General features: G+C 54.0%; 16 protein-coding genes. 5 read left to right on the top strand and 11 right to left on the bottom strand.

From position 1 onward, the window contains the following. Window positions 1-210 precede the first annotated feature (210 nt). From SH287x_RS16795 to SH287x_RS16785, 3 genes are all read left to right on the top strand, one after another. Window positions 211-3,024, top strand: a complete 2,814-nt coding sequence (locus SH287x_RS16795) for a DUF1592 domain-containing protein (protein WP_479515539.1) — start codon at window positions 211-213, stop codon at window positions 3,022-3,024. Continuing rightward, window positions 3,021-4,388, top strand: a complete 1,368-nt coding sequence (locus SH287x_RS16790; protein ID WP_479515538.1) for a DUF1552 domain-containing protein — start codon at window positions 3,021-3,023, stop codon at window positions 4,386-4,388. Before SH287x_RS16795 ends, SH287x_RS16790 begins: the two co-directional genes overlap by 4 nt. Before the next feature lie 301 nt (window positions 4,389-4,689). Beyond that, entirely contained in the window at window positions 4,690-5,304 is a 615-nt protein-coding gene (locus tag SH287x_RS16785) for a hypothetical protein (protein WP_479515537.1), read from the top strand. A gap of 131 nt (window positions 5,305-5,435) precedes the next feature. Here SH287x_RS16785 and SH287x_RS16780 read toward each other — a convergent pair whose 3' ends face one another. After that, window positions 5,436-7,280 carry a GTPase gene (locus tag SH287x_RS16780; protein ID WP_479515536.1) on the bottom strand — a complete coding sequence of 615 codons (1,845 nt, stop codon included), beginning with the start codon at window positions 7,278-7,280 and terminating at the stop codon, window positions 5,436-5,438. 292 nt (window positions 7,281-7,572) lie between these two features. Between SH287x_RS16780 and SH287x_RS16775 the strand changes: the two genes are divergently transcribed. Next, the gene (locus tag SH287x_RS16775; RefSeq protein ID WP_479515535.1) at window positions 7,573-8,979 is read left to right on the top strand and encodes an SLC13 family permease; all 1,407 of its coding nucleotides are present in this window, start codon (window positions 7,573-7,575) and stop codon (window positions 8,977-8,979) included. A gap of 20 nt (window positions 8,980-8,999) precedes the next feature. Further along, window positions 9,000-9,857 (top strand): hypothetical protein, encoded by an 858-nt coding sequence (locus tag SH287x_RS16770; RefSeq protein ID WP_479515534.1) that lies wholly within the window; start codon window positions 9,000-9,002, stop codon window positions 9,855-9,857. A gap of 11 nt (window positions 9,858-9,868) precedes the next feature. Here SH287x_RS16770 and SH287x_RS16765 read toward each other — a convergent pair whose 3' ends face one another. The 10 genes from SH287x_RS16765 to nrfD form a co-directional block, all read right to left on the bottom strand. Next, window positions 9,869-10,432, bottom strand: a complete 564-nt coding sequence (locus SH287x_RS16765; RefSeq protein WP_479515533.1) for a cytochrome c oxidase subunit 3 — start codon at window positions 10,430-10,432, stop codon at window positions 9,869-9,871. 206 nt (window positions 10,433-10,638) lie between these two features. Then, window positions 10,639-11,067: a cytochrome C oxidase subunit IV family protein gene (locus SH287x_RS16760; RefSeq protein WP_479515532.1), complete on the bottom strand. Its 429-nt coding sequence runs from the start codon at window positions 11,065-11,067 to the stop codon at window positions 10,639-10,641. 124 nt (window positions 11,068-11,191) lie between these two features. Beyond that, on the bottom strand, window positions 11,192-12,160 hold the full coding sequence (locus tag SH287x_RS16755) for a cytochrome c oxidase subunit 3 (RefSeq protein ID WP_479515531.1): 969 nt from the start codon (window positions 12,158-12,160) through the stop codon (window positions 11,192-11,194). Between the two features lie 116 nt (window positions 12,161-12,276). Beyond that, complete coding sequence (gene ctaD, locus SH287x_RS16750; RefSeq protein WP_479518719.1) at window positions 12,277-13,962, bottom strand: cytochrome c oxidase subunit I; 1,686 nt, start codon at window positions 13,960-13,962, stop codon at window positions 12,277-12,279. Window positions 13,963-14,144: 182 nt separating this feature from the next. Continuing rightward, window positions 14,145-15,128 (bottom strand): cytochrome c oxidase subunit II, encoded by a 984-nt coding sequence (gene coxB, locus SH287x_RS16745; RefSeq protein ID WP_479515530.1) that lies wholly within the window; start codon window positions 15,126-15,128, stop codon window positions 14,145-14,147. A gap of 180 nt (window positions 15,129-15,308) precedes the next feature. After that, window positions 15,309-16,283, bottom strand: a complete 975-nt coding sequence (locus tag SH287x_RS16740; RefSeq protein ID WP_479515529.1) for an SCO family protein — start codon at window positions 16,281-16,283, stop codon at window positions 15,309-15,311. Further along, window positions 16,273-16,593 (bottom strand): hypothetical protein, encoded by a 321-nt coding sequence (locus tag SH287x_RS16735; RefSeq protein WP_479515528.1) that lies wholly within the window; start codon window positions 16,591-16,593, stop codon window positions 16,273-16,275. Before SH287x_RS16735 ends, SH287x_RS16740 begins: the two co-directional genes overlap by 11 nt. A gap of 199 nt (window positions 16,594-16,792) precedes the next feature. Then, window positions 16,793-18,058 carry a quinol:cytochrome C oxidoreductase gene (locus SH287x_RS16730; RefSeq protein ID WP_479515527.1) on the bottom strand — a complete coding sequence of 422 codons (1,266 nt, stop codon included), beginning with the start codon at window positions 18,056-18,058 and terminating at the stop codon, window positions 16,793-16,795. Between the two features lie 89 nt (window positions 18,059-18,147). Beyond that, the gene (locus tag SH287x_RS16725) at window positions 18,148-19,656 is read right to left on the bottom strand and encodes a quinol:electron acceptor oxidoreductase subunit ActD (protein WP_479515526.1); all 1,509 of its coding nucleotides are present in this window, start codon (window positions 19,654-19,656) and stop codon (window positions 18,148-18,150) included. Between the two features lie 90 nt (window positions 19,657-19,746). Continuing rightward, window positions 19,747-21,180 carry an NrfD/PsrC family molybdoenzyme membrane anchor subunit gene (gene nrfD, locus SH287x_RS16720; protein WP_479515525.1) on the bottom strand — a complete coding sequence of 478 codons (1,434 nt, stop codon included), beginning with the start codon at window positions 21,178-21,180 and terminating at the stop codon, window positions 19,747-19,749. Window positions 21,181-21,199 lie beyond the last annotated feature (19 nt).

Raw genomic sequence — 21,199 nt, 5'->3', positions numbered from 1 at the left:
TGGAGTGAACTTGATATGGGGATCGATGAAGAGTTCATGCGAAACCCGGGATCATCCCCAACTTTGGAAGCCATTTTGTCGTAATCATCGTTGCGGTGTACATTTAGGGTACAAATAAAAGTGAAAGACCTGCGGTGGACGTCAGCCAGTCCAGCGCGCTATACTTAACAACAGCCAACTTGGATGCGTTCCGGCATTGCGGAATCACCGTTGGGCTCCCGCCCCGTTTCTCCTGCCCCGAAAGCCTTGCCTGCCATGCGCATTCGTGTGACATGTTCTGCTTGCGATCATGCCTTTAAGGTGGATGCTCGCTTTGCAGGCAAAAAGGCGTATTGTCCGAATCCTGATTGCCGGCAGGTGCTGCGGATTCCTCAGGCCGAGACGCCGGTGGATGAGCTGGAAGAGTTCAGTTTTTCGAGCGATGACCTGGAGGATTATGAAGAAGCCAAGCCGCTTCCTCCTTCAAAACGTGGATCGAAAGGAAGCAGTCCTGCTCCTCGTTCGTCGCGCTCTGCGCCTGCGCGCTCGGCTCCCTCCCGAATGGATTCAAAGCGGAAGAGTGCCGGTGGTGCTCGCGGGAAATCCAGCGGATCATCGGGTTCGATGGTCGGGATTGCCGTTGGGGGTGTGGCAGCTGTTGTCGTTTTGCTGGGAGCGGTGGCTTTTCTCTGGCCACGGCCTCAGGGTGGAACGTTAGCAGGTGGGAACTCCGGAGTTGCCCAGGCGGCCGAGCATCGCCTGCCGGCTTATTCAGAGCATGCGGCTCCGTTCATTAAAAAATACTGTATCGACTGCCATCAGGGTGAAGAGGCGGAAGCCGGGATCAATTTTGATAAATACTCCGACACAGCTTCGATCCTGAAAGATCGTAAGCAGTGGGAACGGATCATGCAGATCATCGACGGCCAGATTATGCCGCCGGATGATAGCGACCAGCCAACCGCTGAGGAGCGAGCCAAGCTGGTCAGTTTTCTTGATTCCACGGTCTATTATGTGGACTGTGCTACCAATCCTGATCCGGGGCGTGTGACGGTTCGCCGTTTGAACCGAACGGAATACAACAATACGGTTCGCGATCTGCTGGATGTGGATATTCGTCCGGCTGACGACTTTCCTTCTGATGATGTGGGTTATGGATTCGACAACATTGGCGATGTGTTGTCATTGCCGCCGCTGCTGATGGAGAAGTATCTCGATGCGGCTGACAAGCTGGCTCAAGCGGCGATTGTGTTGATTGATCCGAACGATCTGGCCGTTAAGCGGTGGCGTGGCCGGGAGATGGAAAAAAGCCGGGTCGTGCATGACTCGGGGCCGGAAGAAGAAGGCGCCGTGGTTCTGGTCTCGAATGGTGAAACGTCTTTCACCATGGATGCGCCCATTTCCGGGGAATATGTGCTGAAAGTGGTGGCGGCAGAGACCCCCGCCGGCACCGATCGTTCCCAAATGCCGATCAAACTGGATGGGCAGGAACTCAAGGTTTTCAATGTTTCTGCAACTGGTAATAAGCCACAGACAGTTTCATTACCGCTGACGCTGCTTCAGGGGAAGCGGAAAATTTCGATTGGTTTTACCAACGATTTATACGATGAAAAAGCCAAAGATCCCAAGAAACGGGATCGCAATCTGATTGTCGTTTCCGCCTCAATCATTGGGCCGAACAAGGTGCTTCCCGGCAGTTACCCCGCTTCTCATCAGCAGTTGGTGAAGTTCACGCCAGGTGCCCAAGGTGAGGCTGCGGGGGGTAACGCAGCCCCTGCCAAATCGATCAGCGAAGCGGCTCGCGAGAACTTGCGTCCGTTCATCACACGTGCTTTCCGGCGTCCTGCGACCGATGAGGAAGTCTCCAAGTATGTGGGGCTGGTCGAACGAGCGACGGCTGAGGGCGAGTCGTTTGAATTCGGAATGAGAGTGGCTTTGCAGGGCGTCCTGGTCTCGCCTCATTTCCTCTTCCGCATCGAGTCGGATAATACCGGCAATCCACAGAAGGCGTATATCCTCAACACATACGAACTGGCTTCGCGATTATCTTATTTCCTCTGGAGTACGATGCCGGATGAAGAGCTTTTCTCGCATGCCCAGCAGGGTGATCTGAATAATGAATTGATTCTGGATGCTCAGGTTCGCCGGATGCTGAAGGATCCCCGTTCGATGGCTTTGGTGGAGAATTTTGCCGAGCAATGGCTCAATTTGCGGATTCTTGACGAACTGACGCCAGATCCCAAAAAGTTTCCGAACTGGAACGATGACCTTCGTCGCGACATGAAACAGGAAACCCGGCTGTTCATCCGCACGATTGTGCAGGAAGACCGCAGTGTGCTTGATTTGTTGGCTGGCGATTACACGTTCGTCAATGAACGGCTGGCCAAGCATTACGGCCTGAACGATGTGAAGGGGAACGAGTTCCGGCAAGTGAGCCTGACAGGCACCAAGCGGGCGGGAGTTTTGACTCATGCCAGCGTGCTTTCCATTACTTCCAATCCCACGCGAACTTCGCCCGTGAAGCGCGGCAAGTGGATCATGGAAACGATCCTGGATTCACCGCCACCTCCCCCTCCACCCAATGTTCCTGAATTGGAAGCCGGTAAGGAACAGGCCGTCAACCTGTCGCTGCGTCAGCAAATGGAGATGCACCGGGCGAATCCGGCGTGTGCTTCCTGCCATAAGACGATGGACACACTGGGTTTCGGACTTGAGAATTTCGATGCGATTGGCCGTTTCCGGGATCAGGACGAAGGTCAACCTCTGGATACATCTGGCACCCTCCCCAGCGGGGATTCTTTCAATGGCCCGCTGGAAATGGTCAATATTCTGAAAACGAAGAAACAAAAGGCCTTCACCGAGTGTTTATCTGAGAAGCTATTGACGTATGCGCTGGGCCGGGGCCTGGAATATTACGATCGCTGCTCGGTAAACCGGATTACTGGTGAGCTAAGTGCCCAGAATTTCCGTTTCTCTGTATTGGTGAAAGAGATCGTCAAAAGCGAACCGTTCCGACTTCGTCGCAGTGAAGGGCCAGTCCTATGAAAAACTACGGAACCGCCTCCATGACCGGAGCCATCGACCGTCGACTTCTGCTCAAGGGATTGGGAGTGACAATGTCACTGCCCATTCTGGAAGCCATGCTGCCTGCCCATGTGGGGGCTGCTGAAGCGGCAATGTCGTCCGTCAAGTTGAACCGCATGGGATTCGTCTTTGTCCCTAACGGCGTGGTGATGGATGCCTGGCAGCCTGTGAAGACAGGTGCCGACTTCGATCTTCCCGGCTCGCTGGAACCGTTGTCAAAGGTGAAGAGCAAGATCAACGTCATGACGCAACTGGCTCAGAACAACGCCCGCGCGTTGGGCGATGGGCCAGGGGATCATGCCCGATCAGCCGCCACGTTCCTGACGGGTGAACATCCCCGGAAGACCGCCGGTGCGGACATTCATGCCGGCGTTTCGGTCGATCAACTGGCCGCTGCTCAAATCGGCACGAACACCAAGCTCCCTTCGCTGGAACTGGGGTTGGAAGGTGGTCGTTCTGCCGGCCAGTGCGATTCGGGTTATAGCTGCGCTTACTCGAACACGATTTCGTGGAAGTCCCCCACGACTCCCATGGCGAAAGAAATCCGTCCCAAGCTCGTCTTTGAACGCATGTTTGGCGGGGGCGCGGAAGAAATCAAGAATCGCCGGAAACGCGATCACTACCGCCAGAGCATTCTTGATATGGTTCAGGCTGATGCTGACCAGCTTAATAAAAAGCTGGGAAGCACCGACCGTCGCAAACTGGATGAATACTTCTCCAGCGTTCGTGAAATCGAGCAGCGGCTGGAACGATCCGCAAATGATTCAGCGAAAATCGTGATCCCGGAAATGGATCTCCCTGATGGCGTTCCCAAGGATCAGATTGTCCATACACGCCTGATGTTCGACCTGATGGCGCTGGCCTTCCAGACCGACACGACACGGATTGCTACGTTCATGCTGTCGAATGAAGGGTCAAACCGGTCGTATTCTGTGGTGGGTGTCAACGAAGGCCACCATCAGATTTCTCACCATCAGAAGAAGACTGACAATCTCGAAAAACTCCGCAAGGTGGATCGCCACCTCATCACGCAGTTTGCTTACTTCCTGGAGAAGCTAGACTCGATCAAGGAAGGTGACGGGACACTGCTGGATCACTCGATGATTGTTTATGGTAGTGCTATTGGCGATGGTGATCGTCATAACCACAACGATCTGCCAGTCCTCTTTGCCGGCCGGGGAAACGGGACGATCAACACAGGACGACACATCGTTTATCCCAAGGATACACCGCTCAACAACCTCTTCCTGTCGATGTTAGAGCGAATGAACGTCAATGCCGACCGCCTGGGCGACAGCACGGGCAAGCTCGACCAGTTGTCCTGATCCGGCCTGAGCAACATTGATATGAAAACGTCGACTCCGGTCTTGGGGCCGTCGCGTAGGGTGCATGAAGGTCCGACTAAATGCACCGACGTCGGCTCTCTTACAGGTTACGGTCAAACGAATCTCATATTAGCCGAATTGGTGCATTGCGCTATCGCGCTTCATGCACCCTACAAACCAAGGTTCACACACATGTGTTCATGACTCAGGCGATGTTTCATGAAGAAGAACTCCGCTCGCCTCGGGTATATCAGACAATGGCCAGATAGAAAATATTTCTTTGGTTTGCGGAGCAGTAATTATGGGGGATTCTCAGGAAGAATGGCCCTGGGGCGGTGAAGAAGAAAACGCGCTAGATGACGCCGTTTCAAAGGCGGTGAGATCTACGTCACCTGAGGATATCACGGCGCACCTTGAGCACTTCCTGGCTATGTGTCATGAATTCGCGAAGCATGAAAGTCGGGCACTTCAATGCCTTGTATATACTCAGGTTGCATATGCCTATGCGCATGCGAATACAAACAGACCCAGTTCATTTGCAATCCCTCTGGAACAATCAATCGTTTGGAAGCAGGTTATACTGGGGTGGGTCGAGAAAGAGGCCGCGATTTTAACAGATGCCGACCGCCAAAGTGCACTCTGTATTGCTATTCTGGAACCCATGACAGAGGAGCCGATTTATGATTATGACATGGACTGGTTAATGACTTTGCTTCGAGATAAACGGACGATCTGGGCGGTGGCCTGTGCGTTTGACACTGAGGAGTTCCCTACGAACTATGTGACACAGTACGAGCGTTATGCGAACCGTCAGCTCGAAAAGGGTCTTCAGCCAGTTTGCTACCCTGAAGCGAAAAACCCCGATTGGATCATTTCAAATCAAGATCATTGGTTAGAAAGTCCCGAGGAAAGCTAGTGCTCGCTAAACATTGATGTATCTCGATGTTTTTAGATGCGTCATTAGTTTCTCTCTGTAAGCAGTAAATGACGGGACATTGCAACTTCGCTCCTTCAAGCCAAGGCGACCAGTTAATAGCGAAGATATTCTTAGCAGGAATGATCTCTACGAGACTGGCTGAGTTGGGTGGGAATCCGGCGTAGTTCTTCTTGGATCTGTCCGGCCTGCTCATCGAGCCGATGCAGTTCCGTTTCAGACAGGTGGTACTCGGCAACACGTTCGCGCAGTTGGGAAAACAAGCCGCCCGGAAGCTGTTGCTTTGCCAGTTCGGCAGCGAGAGAACGGATCTTCTGTGGCATGCCGCGTTTCAGTTTTCGTGTCAGCATCCAGAGGATCAGCCCGCACCAACTCACAAAGAAAATGGCAGCGGGGATATAGAAGCTGGTTTCTAAAAACGGCTTCCCCAGAATCAATGTTTCATAGAAAAAGTTATAACCAATCCTCAGGATCAGAAAAGCAGGGAATGCGACCAGGGCCACTTCATACCAGGCACGTGTGAACGGCCCGGCATTGGATTTGAGAAGCCTGTCAATGACCTGATCAACAGATTCTTTCGCTTGAAGGCACATGGCGAGTTGTAATCGTCCGGCTTCCTGCCTTCGTTCCTCGACAGACCAGTTAATGGGATCCAAACCGGCCCGCCGGGCATCTCCCTGACAAACGGTGGAGAGATTGCGGAGTTCGGCTTCGGATAAAGAGGCGATTCCCAGTCCATCGAGAGCTGTTTGTGCCTGGCCTTCACGCTGCCGGCGCTGCCACCAATCGGCGGCTTGCAGACTTCCGGCAATGGTCGCCTGCACGACCGTTCGTGATCGCAGCAAGGCATAAGAACCCAGGAACGTACTCCAGCGGGCGCGCAGCCGAAGTAATGCGCTCAACGGACTGAGCGGCCAGCTTTCGGCTAATGTAGCGATTAATCGTTCCTCCCAGGGTTGCTGCTCACCCAGGAGACCTTGCTCCAGTTCCGTGGTCAGGTTGTTGGTCAGTTTTCGATCCTGTTCATCGAGCCGGGTAGTGACCTGTTCAATCAGCGGACGATGCTGGACCAGGGCCTGCAACGCTTGTGAAGTGGCTGACCGGATGAGATCGACCAGATTATTATGACGCAGAAGGGGGCGAGATCCTTCAATGGACTCATTTTCCAGCATGGCCAGAAGTCTGCCAAAGTCACCGCTGGGCCGGAGGTCGCGGCGTTGTTCGTCGAGAGCCTTTCGGGAATCGACGAAGAAAATATCGGCCACATCAAAATCGCTGGCCAGCTCTTTGTCTCGCCAGTCGGCACGGATGTCGTCGTCGCGATCGGCAAAAGTTTGTACGAAGATCACGCGGGCGTGGGAAACGGCGGCCCGCAATTCGGCCCGCAGCCGGGCTTGTCGATATTTTTCCTGCGTGCTGACCACCAGCAAGACATCGCAGAGCGGGAGCATGGCCCGGACACGAGCCAGGTTATTCCCTTCAATGACTTCATGATCGGTATCGACATCGGGGAAATCGAGGAGGACGAACTGCTTGAGAATGGGGAGATTCAGGCGTTCGACATTCAGCCCGGTATTCAGGCCAGTGATTGACGTTGAAGGCAGATTGGATTCCGAAAAGCCTAACGAGATCAGCGACGTTTCCTGATGAGCCACCAGCGTGGGCACACAGGTCGTGGGGCGGGTCACTCCTGCACGGGTGACTTCTGCGCCGACCAGCGCATTGACCAGCGTGCTTTTGCCGACACCGGTTCCGCCAAAGGTGGCGATCACCAGAGGAGACTGAATGCGGTTGATGAGTTCTGGAGCCGCTTCGAGGATGCTGGTGACCAGCTGCTGTTGCTCACGGACAGGGCGTGATGTTGCCGGGTTTTTTGACCAGTGACGAAGGTCACTGAGGAGGGCTTCGATCTGGGACTGTCGGGCCAATTGTCTGAGTGTCGGGTTGGTGACAAACATGGTTGGTCATGAACTCTGAGAGCACGAACGGAGGGAGGCATCACGCATGGCGACAGTTGTAACATGCCCGGGGATGGCGGGGGGAATGTAGCCTAAATTTGAAACAGAGAATAACGGAAAGTCAGCCTCTTTGCCGTCGAGATTGACAGGGGCTTATTACTTTCAGCTTTCTGTATTTGACTCTTTTGATGACAAGACGAGGGTGGTTCCCTGAAAACTCAACTGTTAGGATCGGCCATTCAATCTTCCGCTTCCCTGATCATTTTCCATTCATCGAAGGGATGTCGCGCGAATGGCAGATCTCTATTTTCTGGCCGCTGCTGAGGCTGTTTCTACGGATGTTGTGAAGCCGTTCCTTCCGATGGTCGTTCTGGGAACGATCATGACGATCACGTTCGTGGCGATTGCGTTTGATTGGGTGCATAAGAGCGTGGCCGCTTTGACGGGAGCGATTGTTGCCGTCGGGGCTGCCATGGTGATGGGCGTCTTCCGCAACGAAGCGGGTCACTCGGCTTACGATAAAGCGGTGCATGACATTATTGGTCATGACCTGGGCGTGATCGGCGTGATTGTCGGGACGTCAGTGCTGGTGGAGATTGTGGGGCGATCGGGGCTGTTTCACTTTCTGGCGGTCAAGATCGTCAAACAAACGCAGGGTGATCCGGGACGGCTGCTGTTTCTGCTCATGCTGGCCACCATGGTTTTTGTCACTTTTCTGACCATCGCCCCCGGCACGCTGATCATGGTGTCGCTGACGCTGGTGGTGACGAAAGAGCTGAATCTCCCTGCAAAGCCTTACATTATCGCGGTGGCTATTGTTGCCAACTCTGGTGCCTTGATGACGTTTGCTTCGGGGATCTGCACGCTGATGCTCGGGACGGCGGGACGTTTGCCTTATCTGCACTTCTTTGTTGTTTCGACTCCGATGGCGCTGATTTCCGGCTGGATTGCCTATGAAGTGATCCGCCGGTACTACAAATCGGAACTCATTTCGACACTCAGTCGTGAGGAACGCCTGAGCAAGGTAGCCGCGTTTGATGAGTGGGCGCTGGTGAAAGATCGCAGGATGTTTTACCGCTGCGCTTTGTTGCTGGGGGCCACGATTCTGGGCTTTGCTTCGGCTCAGCGTCTGGGGGTGGGCCTGGACTTCATAGCCTTTGCCGGTGGGACAGCCGCGCTGCTGCTATCGGGGATTTATCCGGATGAGGCGATCAAGAAGGTCAACTGGTCAATGATCCTGTTCTTTGTTGGCCTGTTTGTCATCATCGGGTCAGTTCAGGAATCGGGCCTTCTGGTCTGGCAGGCGAATCAGATGATTTCAATGGCGGGTGGCAGCCCGATGGCGGTGTTGTTGCTGCTGACGGTATTTGCCATGATCATGTCTGGCGTTGTGGACAACATTCCCGTGGCGGCAACATTGATCCCGGTGGTGCGTTCCATGGAAGATCAAGGCATCCCTGGTGAACCGCTCTGGTGGGCATTGGTGCTGGCGTGCAACCTGGGCGGCAATTCCACACCCATTGGCAGTGTCAGTTCGGTGATCGGACTCAATGCGCTCGAGAAAGAGCGGCAGGTTAAAGTGGGTTGGGGCGAGTTCTTCAAAGTCGGCGGTACGATTCTGTTGTTTCAGACAATTGCCGTTTTTGCCTATCTGATCGTGTTCCAATACTTCAATCTCTTTCCGTCTCGTCCCGCCTGAACGCACGGAGGATCTCATCGATGCCAATGAACACCATGGAACCGTTCGAGAGTGCTGCCAACTTCAATGAAGATGTCGGCATGTTCGAGGCGGCAACGCATTGCCCTCTCATTCATCTGACACCACCCCCATTAAAGACCATTTTGGTTGCATTAGATGGGTCTTCACGAGACGAAACACTCCAGGGCTTCGCGGAAGAATTGGCCCCTCGGACTGACGCACGCATTGAAGCGGTTTCCGGTTTAAGAAGTGCTGCCGAGATTCTGGCGCAATTGACCGCACATCAACCCGACCTGTTAATTCTACCAGTCCCTTTTGGTCAGAACTATCACGATCTCGGAAACGATAGTCTCGGCTCGATTGTGGATCAGCTGCTGCTGAAGTCTCCCTGCCCGATTCTTTGCGTTCGCGAGGTTCAGGATCGGGCGGCGATTCGTGCCGCGATTCATAGCGTGATTGTTCCGATTGCCATTGCCAACGAACTGGTGCCCCGAGCCTTGGGGTGGGGATTTCTTGTCACCCCCTCAGGAGGACGCGTTGATCTGGTCGCAATCGCTGACCGGGATGTGCTGGCAGGGGCCAGTCGTCTGATTTCTGAAGGAGCCGATCCTTCGATGCTGAATGCTGACCAACTGACACGAGCCATGCTGCGGGATATTGGCGGATTGGTGGCAGCGGCACAAAAACGGGGTCAGGCAGAAAGCCGGAGCGTGCATGTGGAAACACGAGTGGGGCAGTTTGTTCCGCTCACGCTGGCTGAGCTTCATGGGCGGCCTCATCTGCTGATCTGGGGCATGACGCGAGACCACTCCTCCCAGGCGTTCCACCGCGCCGTCGATCTGCTGCTCGCTTCCACAGGCCCGGTGCTCATGGTCTGAGACCAGACACCTCACGTGGTGAACAGAAAAGCCACCAGCATCATTAACCAGACCGCGTCCAGGAAATGCCAGTAGACCGCGACCAGCTTCACACTGCTGTAATACTCATGGTCAAACCGTCCACGAAGCCCCTGTGAAATCACGACCAGCAGGGCACCCAGCCCAAACAGGAAGTGAATGGCGTGCAGCAGGATCAGAAGGAACAGGAAACCCCAGATTCTGGTCTGCCCCAGCACCTTCCAGTGGACTTCCAGCAGTTGTGTGAGGCTGTAAGTCTGAGAAATTAAAAACAGCGTTCCCATGAGGCCAGCGATAACCAGCCACCGTCGAAAGGCTTGCTGTCGTTCGCGTTTGACGGCTGACAAGGCCATCTGAATGGAAACACTTCCCGCCAGCAGAATCACCGTGGAGACCCATAGACCCACGGGAAGGCCACCTTGATTGCCCACCAGATTTTGGGTTTGGTTTCGGACAATCAGATAGGCGGCAATCGCTCCCACAAAAAAGATGGCAAGCGAAGCAATCAGCAGGTAGACGCCAATTTCGACCTGCACGATAACGCGTCTGGCAGGCACGAAGTCTCTCCGCTAAGAAGTAAGATCAGAAACCTCGCCTTTTGAGACGGTGCATTGTTAAATGCTTAAAAGCAGGGTTGAACAGGTCATCAAGTCCGACCATCGGAGGACGTTGCGGCGACATCATCCCCAAGACAAAGCCGTGACCCGTCACCCGTGATGACATCCCTCGATCAACTTCTCCATCATCTCAAGAAGAAGTTGCTTCAGTTCGGATGCTCCAGCACATACTGACGTGCTGCGACAGCCGGATGATACTCACAGGCATCAAAGAGCAGTGCACCAATAAAGAGAACAACAAACACGAGTGAGAACGTGCAGATCAGCACGTTCAGTGGCTTATCGTGTCGCATGTGCATGAAGTAAATCGCGACCATTAATGCCTTGATTGTGGCGATCCCCATCGAGATGAAGATTTCTGCCGAACCCAGCGCGACAGTCGAGAGGGCGACGGTCAGCACCGTCAAAGCGATCAGCGACGCGAAAACAGCAAACAGAATCCACAATGGCATCACATGTGAATAGGATGGCACGCCCGGATAGTGGCCATGACCATGATGATCGTGGGCGGCGTGATCGCTATGGCCGTGATGAGCAGCGGCCTGGTCTGCGTGTCCGATAACTGCGGAGGTCATGAGCCACCCTCTTATGTCTCAGCGTTTGTAACGGAAAGTCTGACCGTCTGACGCCTGTAATTGATATTGATAATTCAGAAAATCGCGATCAGCCTGCGGGAAAATCTTCGCTTGTCCGATCAGGTTAATGAATCAGATAAAGCAGCGGGAACAGGTAGATCCAGATCAGGTCGACAAGGTGCCAGTACAATCCGACATACTCGACCGGGCCGAAGTAGAGCGGTGTGAAGTGTCCTTTAATCGCGCGAACCAGCACCCAGCTGATGGCGGCAATCCCTGCGATAATGTGAATCCCGTGCAGACCTGTCAGGCAGAAGTAGATACTGAAGAACAAGCCGGCGTTAGAGGGCACCTTGACCGAAGCAATCAGTTCCCGGTCGGCAGCAGTTAAACCATGTTCATCCTTGACGTCGTCTGCATGGGAACGACCATGGCCTGCTTCATCGCCATGAGCTTTTTCGCTGTGAGCATTTTCCCCGTGAGAATCTTCCCCGTGAGATTCCGCTGCGTGTACCGTGGCATGGCCTTCAGCACCATGAGCGGCATGGAGAGCATGTGCCGCATGAAGCAAAGCTTCGTTCGTGGGAGCAAAATACCGGGCAGGAAAGAGTCCTTCGCGGAACTTTGAGGTGTACTCGACGTACTTGATTCCCATAAACACCACCGCACAGGCGATCGTGGCCACCAGCATTCCCACCAGCAGTTTCTTCTGCCCCAATTGGGCGGCACGGACACCCAGGGCCATCGTCAGACTGCTGACCAGCAGCACGACGGTGTTGATGGCGCCGAGTTCCTTGTTCAGGAACAGATGCCCAAAGGCAAAAATTTCCGGGTAAAGGACCCGGTAAACGATATAGGCACAAAACAGCCCGCTGAAGAACAGGATTTCTGTCACCAGAAACAGCCAGATCCCCATTTTACCGGCGTCAAACTGCTGCTCATAAGACTCAAAGTGGTGAGCCAGATGAGGCAAATGACCATGGCCGTGGTCGTCGTGACCGTGGTCTGCGTGGCCATGGCTATCGTGACCGTGACCGGCGTGGCCGGCCGCCGATGGAGAGGCGACGGTGGGAACGAGATCGGCGGCGGACATATGTAGGACGCTCCAACGTGCACGAAACAGCAGAGACAAACAGACTTCAGTTAATCGCAACCAGCGTCGCTGCCGCGAATTCATTCGTGACAGCACATCATCAAGAGTGACTGACGTTAATGATGACTCTCAGGGACGTAGTTCGGGTTCTTAATATATCCCTGCTCGGCATCACTCCACTTCACGGATTCGATGGCGTAAGGGTCACCCACTTCTGGTGTCGTTGCGAAATTGTCGTGAGGAGGTGGTGACGTACATTGCCATTCCAGCGTAGCTGCACCCCAGGGGTTTCTTGGTGCCTTGGGGCCTGTCCAGAGAGAGCGAACCAGAATTGCCACAGCCGCCACGAGCGAGATCCCGAGAACGAACGCGCCAATTGTTGACAACTGATGGTAGAACTGGAACTCGGGCAAGTAATCAAAGTACCGGCGAGGCATCCCACGAGCACCCATGACGAACTGGGGAAAGAACGTGAGGTTGAATCCGATAAAGACACCAATCGCCGAGATCTGGCTGCTGAACTCATGATACATGCGGCCTGTGATTTTCGGCCACCAGTAAGTCAATCCGCCCAGGAACGCGATCAGCGTCCCGCCCATCATCACATAGTGGAAGTGAGCCACAATGAAGTAGGTATCGTGCAGGTGAACGTCTACCGACAAGGCCCCGAGGAACAAACCGGTCAGGCCACCAATACTGAAGAGGAAGATGAACGAGAGAGCATAGACCATCGGTGTCGCAAAGCTGACCGACCCTTTGTACATCGTCGAGAGCCAGTTAAAGACCTTGATCGCCGAAGGAATCGAGACACTGAAGGTCAGGAAACTGAACATGGTGGCGGAAGCGGCGGACTGGCCGCTGGTAAACATGTGGTGACCCCACACGAGGAAGCCCAGCAAAGCAATCGCAATCGAACTGTAAGCGATAAAGCGGTAGCCGAAGATATGCTTACGGCTAAAGGTCGACATCAATTCGCTGACAATCCCCATCGCGGGAAGGATCATGATGTAAACAGCAGGGTGCGAGTAGAACCAGAAGAAGTGCTGAAAGAGAACGGGATCACCTCCTTGAGCAGGATCAAAAATACCAATCCCTAAAGCCCGTTCGGCAATCAGCAGCAGCAGCGTGATCCCAAGAACTGGTGTGGCTAGCACTTGAATAATGGCTGTGGCATAAGTGGCCCAGAGAAACAGAGGCATGCGGAACCAGGTCATGCCGGGGGGACGCATGGTGTGGATGGTGACAATGAAGTTCAGCCCGGTAAAGATCGAGCTGAAACCGAGGATGAAGACCCCGGTGGTGGCAAGAATCACGCTGGTGTCGGTGGTGGTGCTATAGGGTGTATAGAACGTCCAGCCGGTATCCAGTCCGCCGAAAATGATGGCGGCCACCATAAAGACGGCCCCGAAGATCCAGAGATACCAACTCCCCAGATTCATTCGCGGGAAGGCGACATCTTTCGCCCCCAGCATGATAGGCAGCACAAAGTTGCCGAGTGCCCCTGGAATGCCCGGGATGATAAACAGAAAGGTCATCACGGCTCCGTGGAGCGTGAACATCTGGTTGTACATATCAGGGCTGAGGAACTGCCGTCCGGGGAAGAAGAGTTCCGAACGGAGGATCAAGGCCATGATCCCGCCGATAAAAAACGCTCCCAGCGTCCCGAACAGGTACATCACCCCGATCCGTTTATGATCAAGGGTAAATGCCCAGCTTTTCCAACCACGAGTAAACGTTAAATAGTTATCGACGTAAGGCTCGGGATGAGCGCTTCCGCCAGCATGGGTCGGGGTTTCAACAATGGTGGCCACAACTGCCTCCTCGATGCGAATCTTGCTATTCGCGAAAATTTCCGGTGTCTTGCTAATGATTAACAGCGACTGGCAACTGCAATATGACTGTTAATCTTAAGGATCAATTTTATTGATAACTTGATGAGTAGGTGATGAGTCCAGACTCATTTTCAGCGGGTGAGAATGTGTCTTTAGTTTTTCAACGACTTAATGTAGGCAATCAGACCTTGAAGTTGCTTCTCTCGAAGCTGACCTTTGAACGAAGGCATCTGGGGATTGTAACCGGCTGCCACCTTGGCCATTGGCTCAAGAATCGATTCACGCAGATAGTTTTCGTCGACCAGACATTTCTCGCCATTGGCCAGGTCGCGAGTTGTGCCAAATGACCCCTTGAAAGACGGGCCAACCTTCTTGCTTCCATCGATGGAGTGACACTGAACACAACCGGATTTGACGAATTGCAGTTTACCCAGTTCTACGGGATCCATGTTTTCGATTTGAGCCAGCAATTCTTCCAGTTTCCGTTCCACACCACCGGCCTCATAAACGATGGCTTTTCGGTTCATGCCGGAATGTTCACGACCGCAATACTCGGCGCAGAACAGATGGTTTTCGCCAACCACTGTGGGATGAAACCAGAGCTTGTTGTAACGTCCGGGAACGACGTCCATCTTGGCCCGGAAAGCCGGGATGAACAGCGCATGGATGACATCTTCCGAGGTCATGGTCAGCACGACATCCTGATCGACCGGGAGGTGGAGATCGGTGTCCTGCATCCCGCCGGGATAGGTGAAGTTCCAGGCCCATTTCTTGGCATCGACTTGAACTTGATAAGCGTTTTCTGGCGGAGTCCGCATATCGACATAGCCGGCAAAGCCCCAGCCGAAGATCACAAACAGCAGGAGTGTTGGAAGCACCGACCAGGTGACTTCGAGAACCGTATTATGAGAAGGTGAAGGAGCCAGCACCTCCGTTTTTCCCACTCGTCGATATTTGGCAGCCAGATAAACACCAACAGCCACGATCAGCACGAAAAAGAACGTGCTGAGCCAGAAGATGAAAGTGAAAAGGGCATCGACTTCCGGGGCAAACGTCGAGTGAGGCGAAGGCATCCAGAAGCCACCGCTCGCCGCCTGGGCAAGAAGATAATTCATCGCGAGAGTCGAAACTGACATTCTGCCTTGCTCCAATACGTCGACCCGAGTTCTGTCATCATCTCGTGATCGTCAATTGTCCGTCTGTCGCTGGTTGCCTGTAATTTGCTGGTTCCCGGGTGACTGGTTGATGGCCAGTCTTGGGGAACGTCATGAATCAAAGTGTCTGCATTGTTATTCATTGATCCCGAAGAGAGAACATCAAACGGGAGTCATGGTTGCTGAAGGATTGTTAATCGTTTTGGTTTTGGAATGTCGCCAATGCCAGGTCAACCAGGTGGCCAGCAATGAGACTGTCAGCAAGCCGGCCAGTTTCATCAGGTTGAGTGCTGCCGGCCCATATTTTCCCGCCTTGGCATCATAATGGAAGCAGAACAACAGGACGCGTTCAAAAGGAGTCCCGACTTTGCCTTCGCCCGCTTCTGTCAGTGAGAGTTTCAATGTGGATGGTAACTGCTGAATTCCATAAAGATATCGAACGATCTTTCCTTCGGGACTGCACAGAACAGCCACCGCGGTGTGGGCATATTCTTTTCGCTCCGGAACATAATGGTATTTGAATCCGATGGTTCGCGCAATCCGGTCGATGGAACGCTGCGCCCCTGTCAGAAAGAAAATCCCATGTCCCGTCCCTGGGCGACCATATTCTTGCAGGTAGCGTTGCTTCGATTCTGCTGCCCGCTCGGGGGATTCTTTGGGATCGATGCTGATTGACACGACGCGGAACTGATCACCCGCCGACCAGTCAACCTCTGAAAGCCCCTTCATCAACCCGGTCAGTTGCAAATTGCACAGCATCGGGCAACCGCTGTAATTCAGCGACAGAATGACGGGACGGTCTCCCTTGATGATCTCCCGCAGCGCGATGATATCGCCATTCGAGTTGCGGAAATTAAGATCCAGCGGGATTTGCCCCCCCAACTGTTCATCCACACCCACGTCGTCGAGTTGTTTCGGCTGGCGATCATTCAAAACGACCGTTGTGTCGCCACCTGTCATGAGTCCACCACTCACAACGCTGCCATTCGCCAGTGCCCGAGATTCTGCACCGCTGGCCAAGCCCAACACCACTCCCATCACGGCCAGTACGAGACCACGACGGCTAAACAGCGACAAAGACTGTCCTGTTTTCCGTTGAGTGATCCGATCGGCAATGAGAGAGAACTCAGCGTACATCCGCTGTATCCATTTTGGTTCGTTTTGCGGCTTGTTCTTTCACAACAATCTCCATCGCACGGTCAATGGGGATCGCGACAATCTGCTTTTCTTTATCAACCCAGCCATATTCCATCAGCCGTGAACGTTGTTCTGCCAGAATGCTGTCTGACTGAACCGGTTTGGAGTCAATGACCTTTTTCTGATCTTCCTTCTGGAGATAATCGAAGTAGAGCGCCTGCGCTCCCACGATGCAGACAAACACAATGATGACCGAGGCCACCCCTGCGACTGCGATACCGCGCACATCCAGATCGTCGTATTTTGCCATGACTTACTATCCGTCATTTCTGCGTCAGCATTGATCAACGCCATCTGCGTGAAAATGCCCTCGCTGAATCATTGTAACCTGAGGAAACTTTTTGCTTTGAACAACTCACTCTTGTCCGGCAAATTCCGGAACATTGGAATCCGCCGATGCTTGAGACATTGCTGACCCCAAGAGGCCAGCTTTATCCCGGAGATGAGCATTAAATATTGTGGAAACGAAGCGATTCATCGAGACGGGGATCGTTGAGCGGCAGCAGACTCTGCTGACCGGCTGTTTTGACCATCGCCGCAACAAACAGGCCGACAAGTCCCACCAGTGCACCCAGCTCCACCAGTCCAAAAACCGGTGTCGTGGAGAACTGAGGATAGATCAGCCAGTAGAGATCAATGTAGTGCATCACCAGCAACCAGCAGGCGGCGAAGGCCAGTTGGCATTTACTGCGTTTGAATTGCCGGCGGAGCAACAGGAAAAATGGAATGAAGAAGTGGCCAAAAATCAGAATCAGCGAAACATACTGCCAGCCGCCGTTCTGACGAGGCTGGAACCACATCGTTTCTTCAGGGATATTCGCGTACCAGATCAGCATGTACTGCGAAAAACCGATGTAGGCCCAGAAGCAGGTAAAGCCAAAGAGAAGCTTTCCTGTGTCATGGCGGTGTTCAGCAGTAATTGGTGAAAGCAGACCATGCGGTTTTTGCAACACGATCATCAGCAGATTGAGCAGAGCAAACGAACCAACCATAGCCCCGGCAAAGTAGTAGACTCCAAAGATCGTGCTGTACCACTCAGGGGACAACGACATCATCCAGTCAATGGATGCAAACGTGGTCGAGAGAGCAAACAGGAAAATCAATGGGCCACCACGTTCTTCCAGGCGGATGGTGATCGCAGGATCGGCGGTCTGATCCTGCTTCAATGAGCTTTTGAGCAGGTAGCGGGTGATCAAGATCCAGATGGCGAAGTAAAGGACGGCACGAATGGTGAACCATTCCGAGTTGAGGTAACTCGATTTGCCTTCCACCAGCGGATGTTCTTTGACGAACTCCGGGTTGTTCCAGTCGTAAAGGCTGCTGTCTCCCATCAAGACCGTAATCGCGATGGGGAGAAAGAGTGCGGCTAAAGGCAGAACGGACGCCGCAATAATTTCCTGCAATCGGCGGATGACCACGCCCCACCCTGCGCGGGTAACGTGCTGCACCAGCACAAAGAGCATTGAACCCAACGTGAAGCTGAGGACATACATGAACGCGGTGAGGTATGCGAACAGAAATTGTCGCATGCCACCGCCGCCAATGGCCGCAGCGACCATGGCGACGAATAGACCGACCACACCAGTGATGATTGCCGGTAGCCAGATCTTTCCGGCGAGGGCACCCAAAGTCTGGTGCTGCTTCCACCCCGCCACGCTGTGCGCGTGGTGGTGTCCGCCGGCGTGATGGTGTTCTGGAGTTGAGGCGTGGGACATGCCGTTCACCGTAGGGCTTCAAGAGTCAGTGCGTGTGTTTGATCGATTATCGACAATGCAAAAACGGTTGCTGTTGCTGATGGTCTTGATTAAGGAACCGCATCCATCAACTGGTTCACCTTTTCAGGGGGAACATCCGACAGCGGGGCGTACTTACTCTTTTGCAAAGCACGGAAGTAGAGCAGGATGGCCCAGCGATCACGTTCAGGAATCTGGTCACCATAGGCAGGCATCTTGCGAACGCCATTGCTGATCGAGTGAAAGAGACGCCCAATGGGTTGTTGACGCAGGTTTTCTGAGTGGAAGGTCACAGGCTGTACCCAGGTTCCTTCGCCCAGTTCCATGGCACGCAGAGTAATCAGGCCATTGCCTGCTCCGCCCAATCCATGGCAGGTCGCGCAGTAGATGTTGTATCGCTCCTGCCCGCGCTTCATCAGTTCCGGAGTGACCGGGAGCGGGAAGTCCGTGATCCAGGGGAGCTTGTCCAGAGGATCAGGGGGTGGTGCCAGAGGAGCGGCAGGTTTGGGGGCGGCAGGCTCTGTCGGAGCCGCATCTTGTCCTGAAGCAGCAGGCTGTGTGGCATCTGCGGGAGCCGCAGGGGTTTCCTGTGCGAACGATGTGGGGACGGCAGCGACCTGATTCATTCCACCGGGTTGCAACCCACGATAGAACGCGTCGTCGGCCTTCAATTCTCCCTTGGCGACCGAACCGACGACCCAGGGGCGCATGGTCCGGTGATCTGCAAACAAGGTGGAGGTGGTCTGCGTCTTCTTCTTGGGTTGTGACACCATATCGAAGAGCACGCGGATCCGGGGACTGCGTGAGAAGGTGGATCGCTTCCAGGCAATCATCGATACGGGAACCATCGCCATCAGCAGGCCCAGGAAAATCGCCGTGCGAAACGCCCAGGGCAAAGGTGACGAGACTTCTTTATGGCAGGTCTCAATGAAATCGGCCCCCAGACCTGTGAGAAAATGGATTGTCTTCTCACTTTTGTACTTGGGGTCACGGGCATCGATACTCAGGAAGAACTTGTCGTTTGTCACTCGTTGGAATCGCTGACTCTGAAAGAGCGGGCTTCCAAAGAATGGCAGGTGGTTCAGTGCCAGCATTCCCAGCAACGTGGTGATGGCAGCGAACAGCACCATCAGCTCGAACATCACGGGGGCAGCCGCTGGAATTGAAAAGAGAGGCTTGCCGCTGATCAGGAAGGGATACCATTCCTTATTGGTGAAATAGATCAAAGCGGTGGCGGTGCAGAGGCCCAATCCGCCGGCAATGAGCGTAAACCAGGGAAGACGAGTGAACTTGATGCCCATCACATCGTCAATCCCGTGAATCGGGAAGGGCGAATGGGCATCAAATTTCGTGTAGCCCTGCTCGTAAGCCTGCTTGGCGGCTGACAGCAGAGCTTCAGCCGTCGGGAATTCCGCCAGGACAAATGCCACCGGCTGCTTCGGATCGGCAGCCACAGCCACACCACGTGTGGGTGTCTCTGCTCCACCGGAAGCGAGCGGGGAATTCCCTGTCGATTCATTTGTATGATCAGCAGTCGTATGGTCTGCCATAGCCAGCTTTACTTCAAATTCGAGTGACAATCAGTCAGTCTTGTCGTCGGTCGTTTATCTTCAATTGATCAGGAGGCTCGCACTGAGGCCCCCTGTCGTTTCACAGTTTTTGTCGTCGCCTTAGTGGGCATGTTCTTCGTGGTGATGAGCATTCAGATGCTTCTGCTGTTGCACCACCCCTTTGACTTCTGCCATCGCCACAATGGGCAGGAAGCGGCAGAAGAGCAGGAACAGCGTGGTAAACAGCCCGAAGCTACCGATCAGCGTGAGCACGTCGACCCAACTGGGCGAATAGTAACCCCAGCTGGAAGGAAGATAATCACGGCTGAGCGAGGTCACCACGATCACAAAGCGTTCAAACCACATCCCGATGTTCACGAAGATCGAAACGATCCACATGATCAATGGTGAAGTACGGCATTTCTTAAACCAGAAGACCTGAGGACTGAGCACGTTGCAGGCAATCATCGTCCAGTAGGCCCAGGCATAGGGGCCGAACATGCGGTTGATGAATGCGAATTGTTCGTAAGGGTTGCCGCCGTACCAGGCGATAAAAAACTCCATGGCATAGGCATAACCGACAATGGTGCCGGTGGCGAGAATCACCTTATTCATGTTTTCCATATGACGGAGCGTGATCAGGTGCTCGAGACCAAACAGGGCACGAGCAGGAACCAGCAGCGTGACCACCATCCCGAAGCCACCAAAAATCGCACCCGCGACGAAGTAGGGCGGGAAAATCGTAGTGTGCCAGCCAGGAACCTGCGAGGTCGCAAAGTCGAAGGACACCACCGTATGCACCGACAACACCAGCGGAGTTGCCAAAGCCGCCAGCAGCAGGTAAGCCCGTTCATAACGATGCCAGTGGCGGGCCGAACCTGTCCAGCCGAGTGAGAAGAAGCCATAAGCCATGTGCTTCCACTTGTTAGTGGCGCGGTCACGGAAGGTGGCCAGATCGGGGATCATCCCCATGTACCAGAACAACAGCGAAACCGTGGCATATGTGGAAACGGCGAAAACGTCCCACAGCAGAGGGCTGCGGAACTGAGGCCAGATGGCGTGCTGGTTCGGGCCATAAGGGATCAGGTAATAGATCACCCAGATACGTCCCACGTGAATGGTCGGGAACATCCCGGCACAAACCACCGCGAAGATGGTCATGGCTTCAGCAGCTCGGTTGATACTGGTTCGCCAGTTCTGCCGGAAGAGAAACAGAATCGCCGAGATCAGCGTACCGGCGTGACCAATACCGACCCAGAACACGAAGTTGACGATATCCCACGCCCAGAAGACAGGAGAGTTGTTACCCCACACCCCGATCCCTGTGAACAGCAGATACAGAACCATTAATCCCAGCATCATGGTGAGTGAAGTGGAGATCGCGAAGGCGACGTACCAGATTGCGGGGGGATGTGGCGACTCAGCCGCATAGCAGACCGAGTCTGTGATCTCCGAGAAACTGCTGTTTCGCGTGACCAACTCTGATCGGCGGCCCGGTGTCTCGATGGTGTTGTCGATATCAACATCGAGCATCGTGTGAGAAATCGCAGCCATAATATGTCGCGCTCGGTGC

Source organism: Planctopirus sp. SH287, assembly GCF_056500625.1.
Note: the sequence above shows the minus strand (reverse complement) of the source record. Positions and strands in the feature narration are given on the sequence as shown.

Bases quoted from the DNA above. Each gene is read 5' to 3' on its own strand.
- SH287x_RS16735 (WP_479515528.1), bottom strand. From the start codon at position 16,593: ATGGCAAAATACGACGATCTGGATGTGCGCGGTATCGCAGTCGCAGGG.
- SH287x_RS16760 (WP_479515532.1), bottom strand. From the start codon at position 11,067: ATGACCTCCGCAGTTATCGGACACGCAGACCAGGCCGCTGCTCATCAC.
- coxB (WP_479515530.1), bottom strand. From the start codon at position 15,128: ATGTCAGTTTCGACTCTCGCGATGAATTATCTTCTTGCCCAGGCGGCG.
- nrfD (WP_479515525.1), bottom strand. From the start codon at position 21,180: ATGGCTGCGATTTCTCACACGATGCTCGATGTTGATATCGACAACACC.
- SH287x_RS16775 (WP_479515535.1), top strand. From the start codon at position 7,573: ATGGCAGATCTCTATTTTCTGGCCGCTGCTGAGGCTGTTTCTACGGAT.
- SH287x_RS16730 (WP_479515527.1), bottom strand. From the start codon at position 18,058: ATGTCCCACGCCTCAACTCCAGAACACCATCACGCCGGCGGACACCAC.
- SH287x_RS16770 (WP_479515534.1), top strand. From the start codon at position 9,000: ATGCCAATGAACACCATGGAACCGTTCGAGAGTGCTGCCAACTTCAAT.
- SH287x_RS16790 (WP_479515538.1), top strand. From the start codon at position 3,021: ATGAAAAACTACGGAACCGCCTCCATGACCGGAGCCATCGACCGTCGA.
- SH287x_RS16740 (WP_479515529.1), bottom strand. From the start codon at position 16,283: ATGTACGCTGAGTTCTCTCTCATTGCCGATCGGATCACTCAACGGAAA.
- SH287x_RS16785 (WP_479515537.1), top strand. From the start codon at position 4,690: ATGGGGGATTCTCAGGAAGAATGGCCCTGGGGCGGTGAAGAAGAAAAC.
- SH287x_RS16780 (WP_479515536.1), bottom strand. From the start codon at position 7,280: ATGTTTGTCACCAACCCGACACTCAGACAATTGGCCCGACAGTCCCAG.
- SH287x_RS16755 (WP_479515531.1), bottom strand. From the start codon at position 12,160: ATGTCCGCCGCCGATCTCGTTCCCACCGTCGCCTCTCCATCGGCGGCC.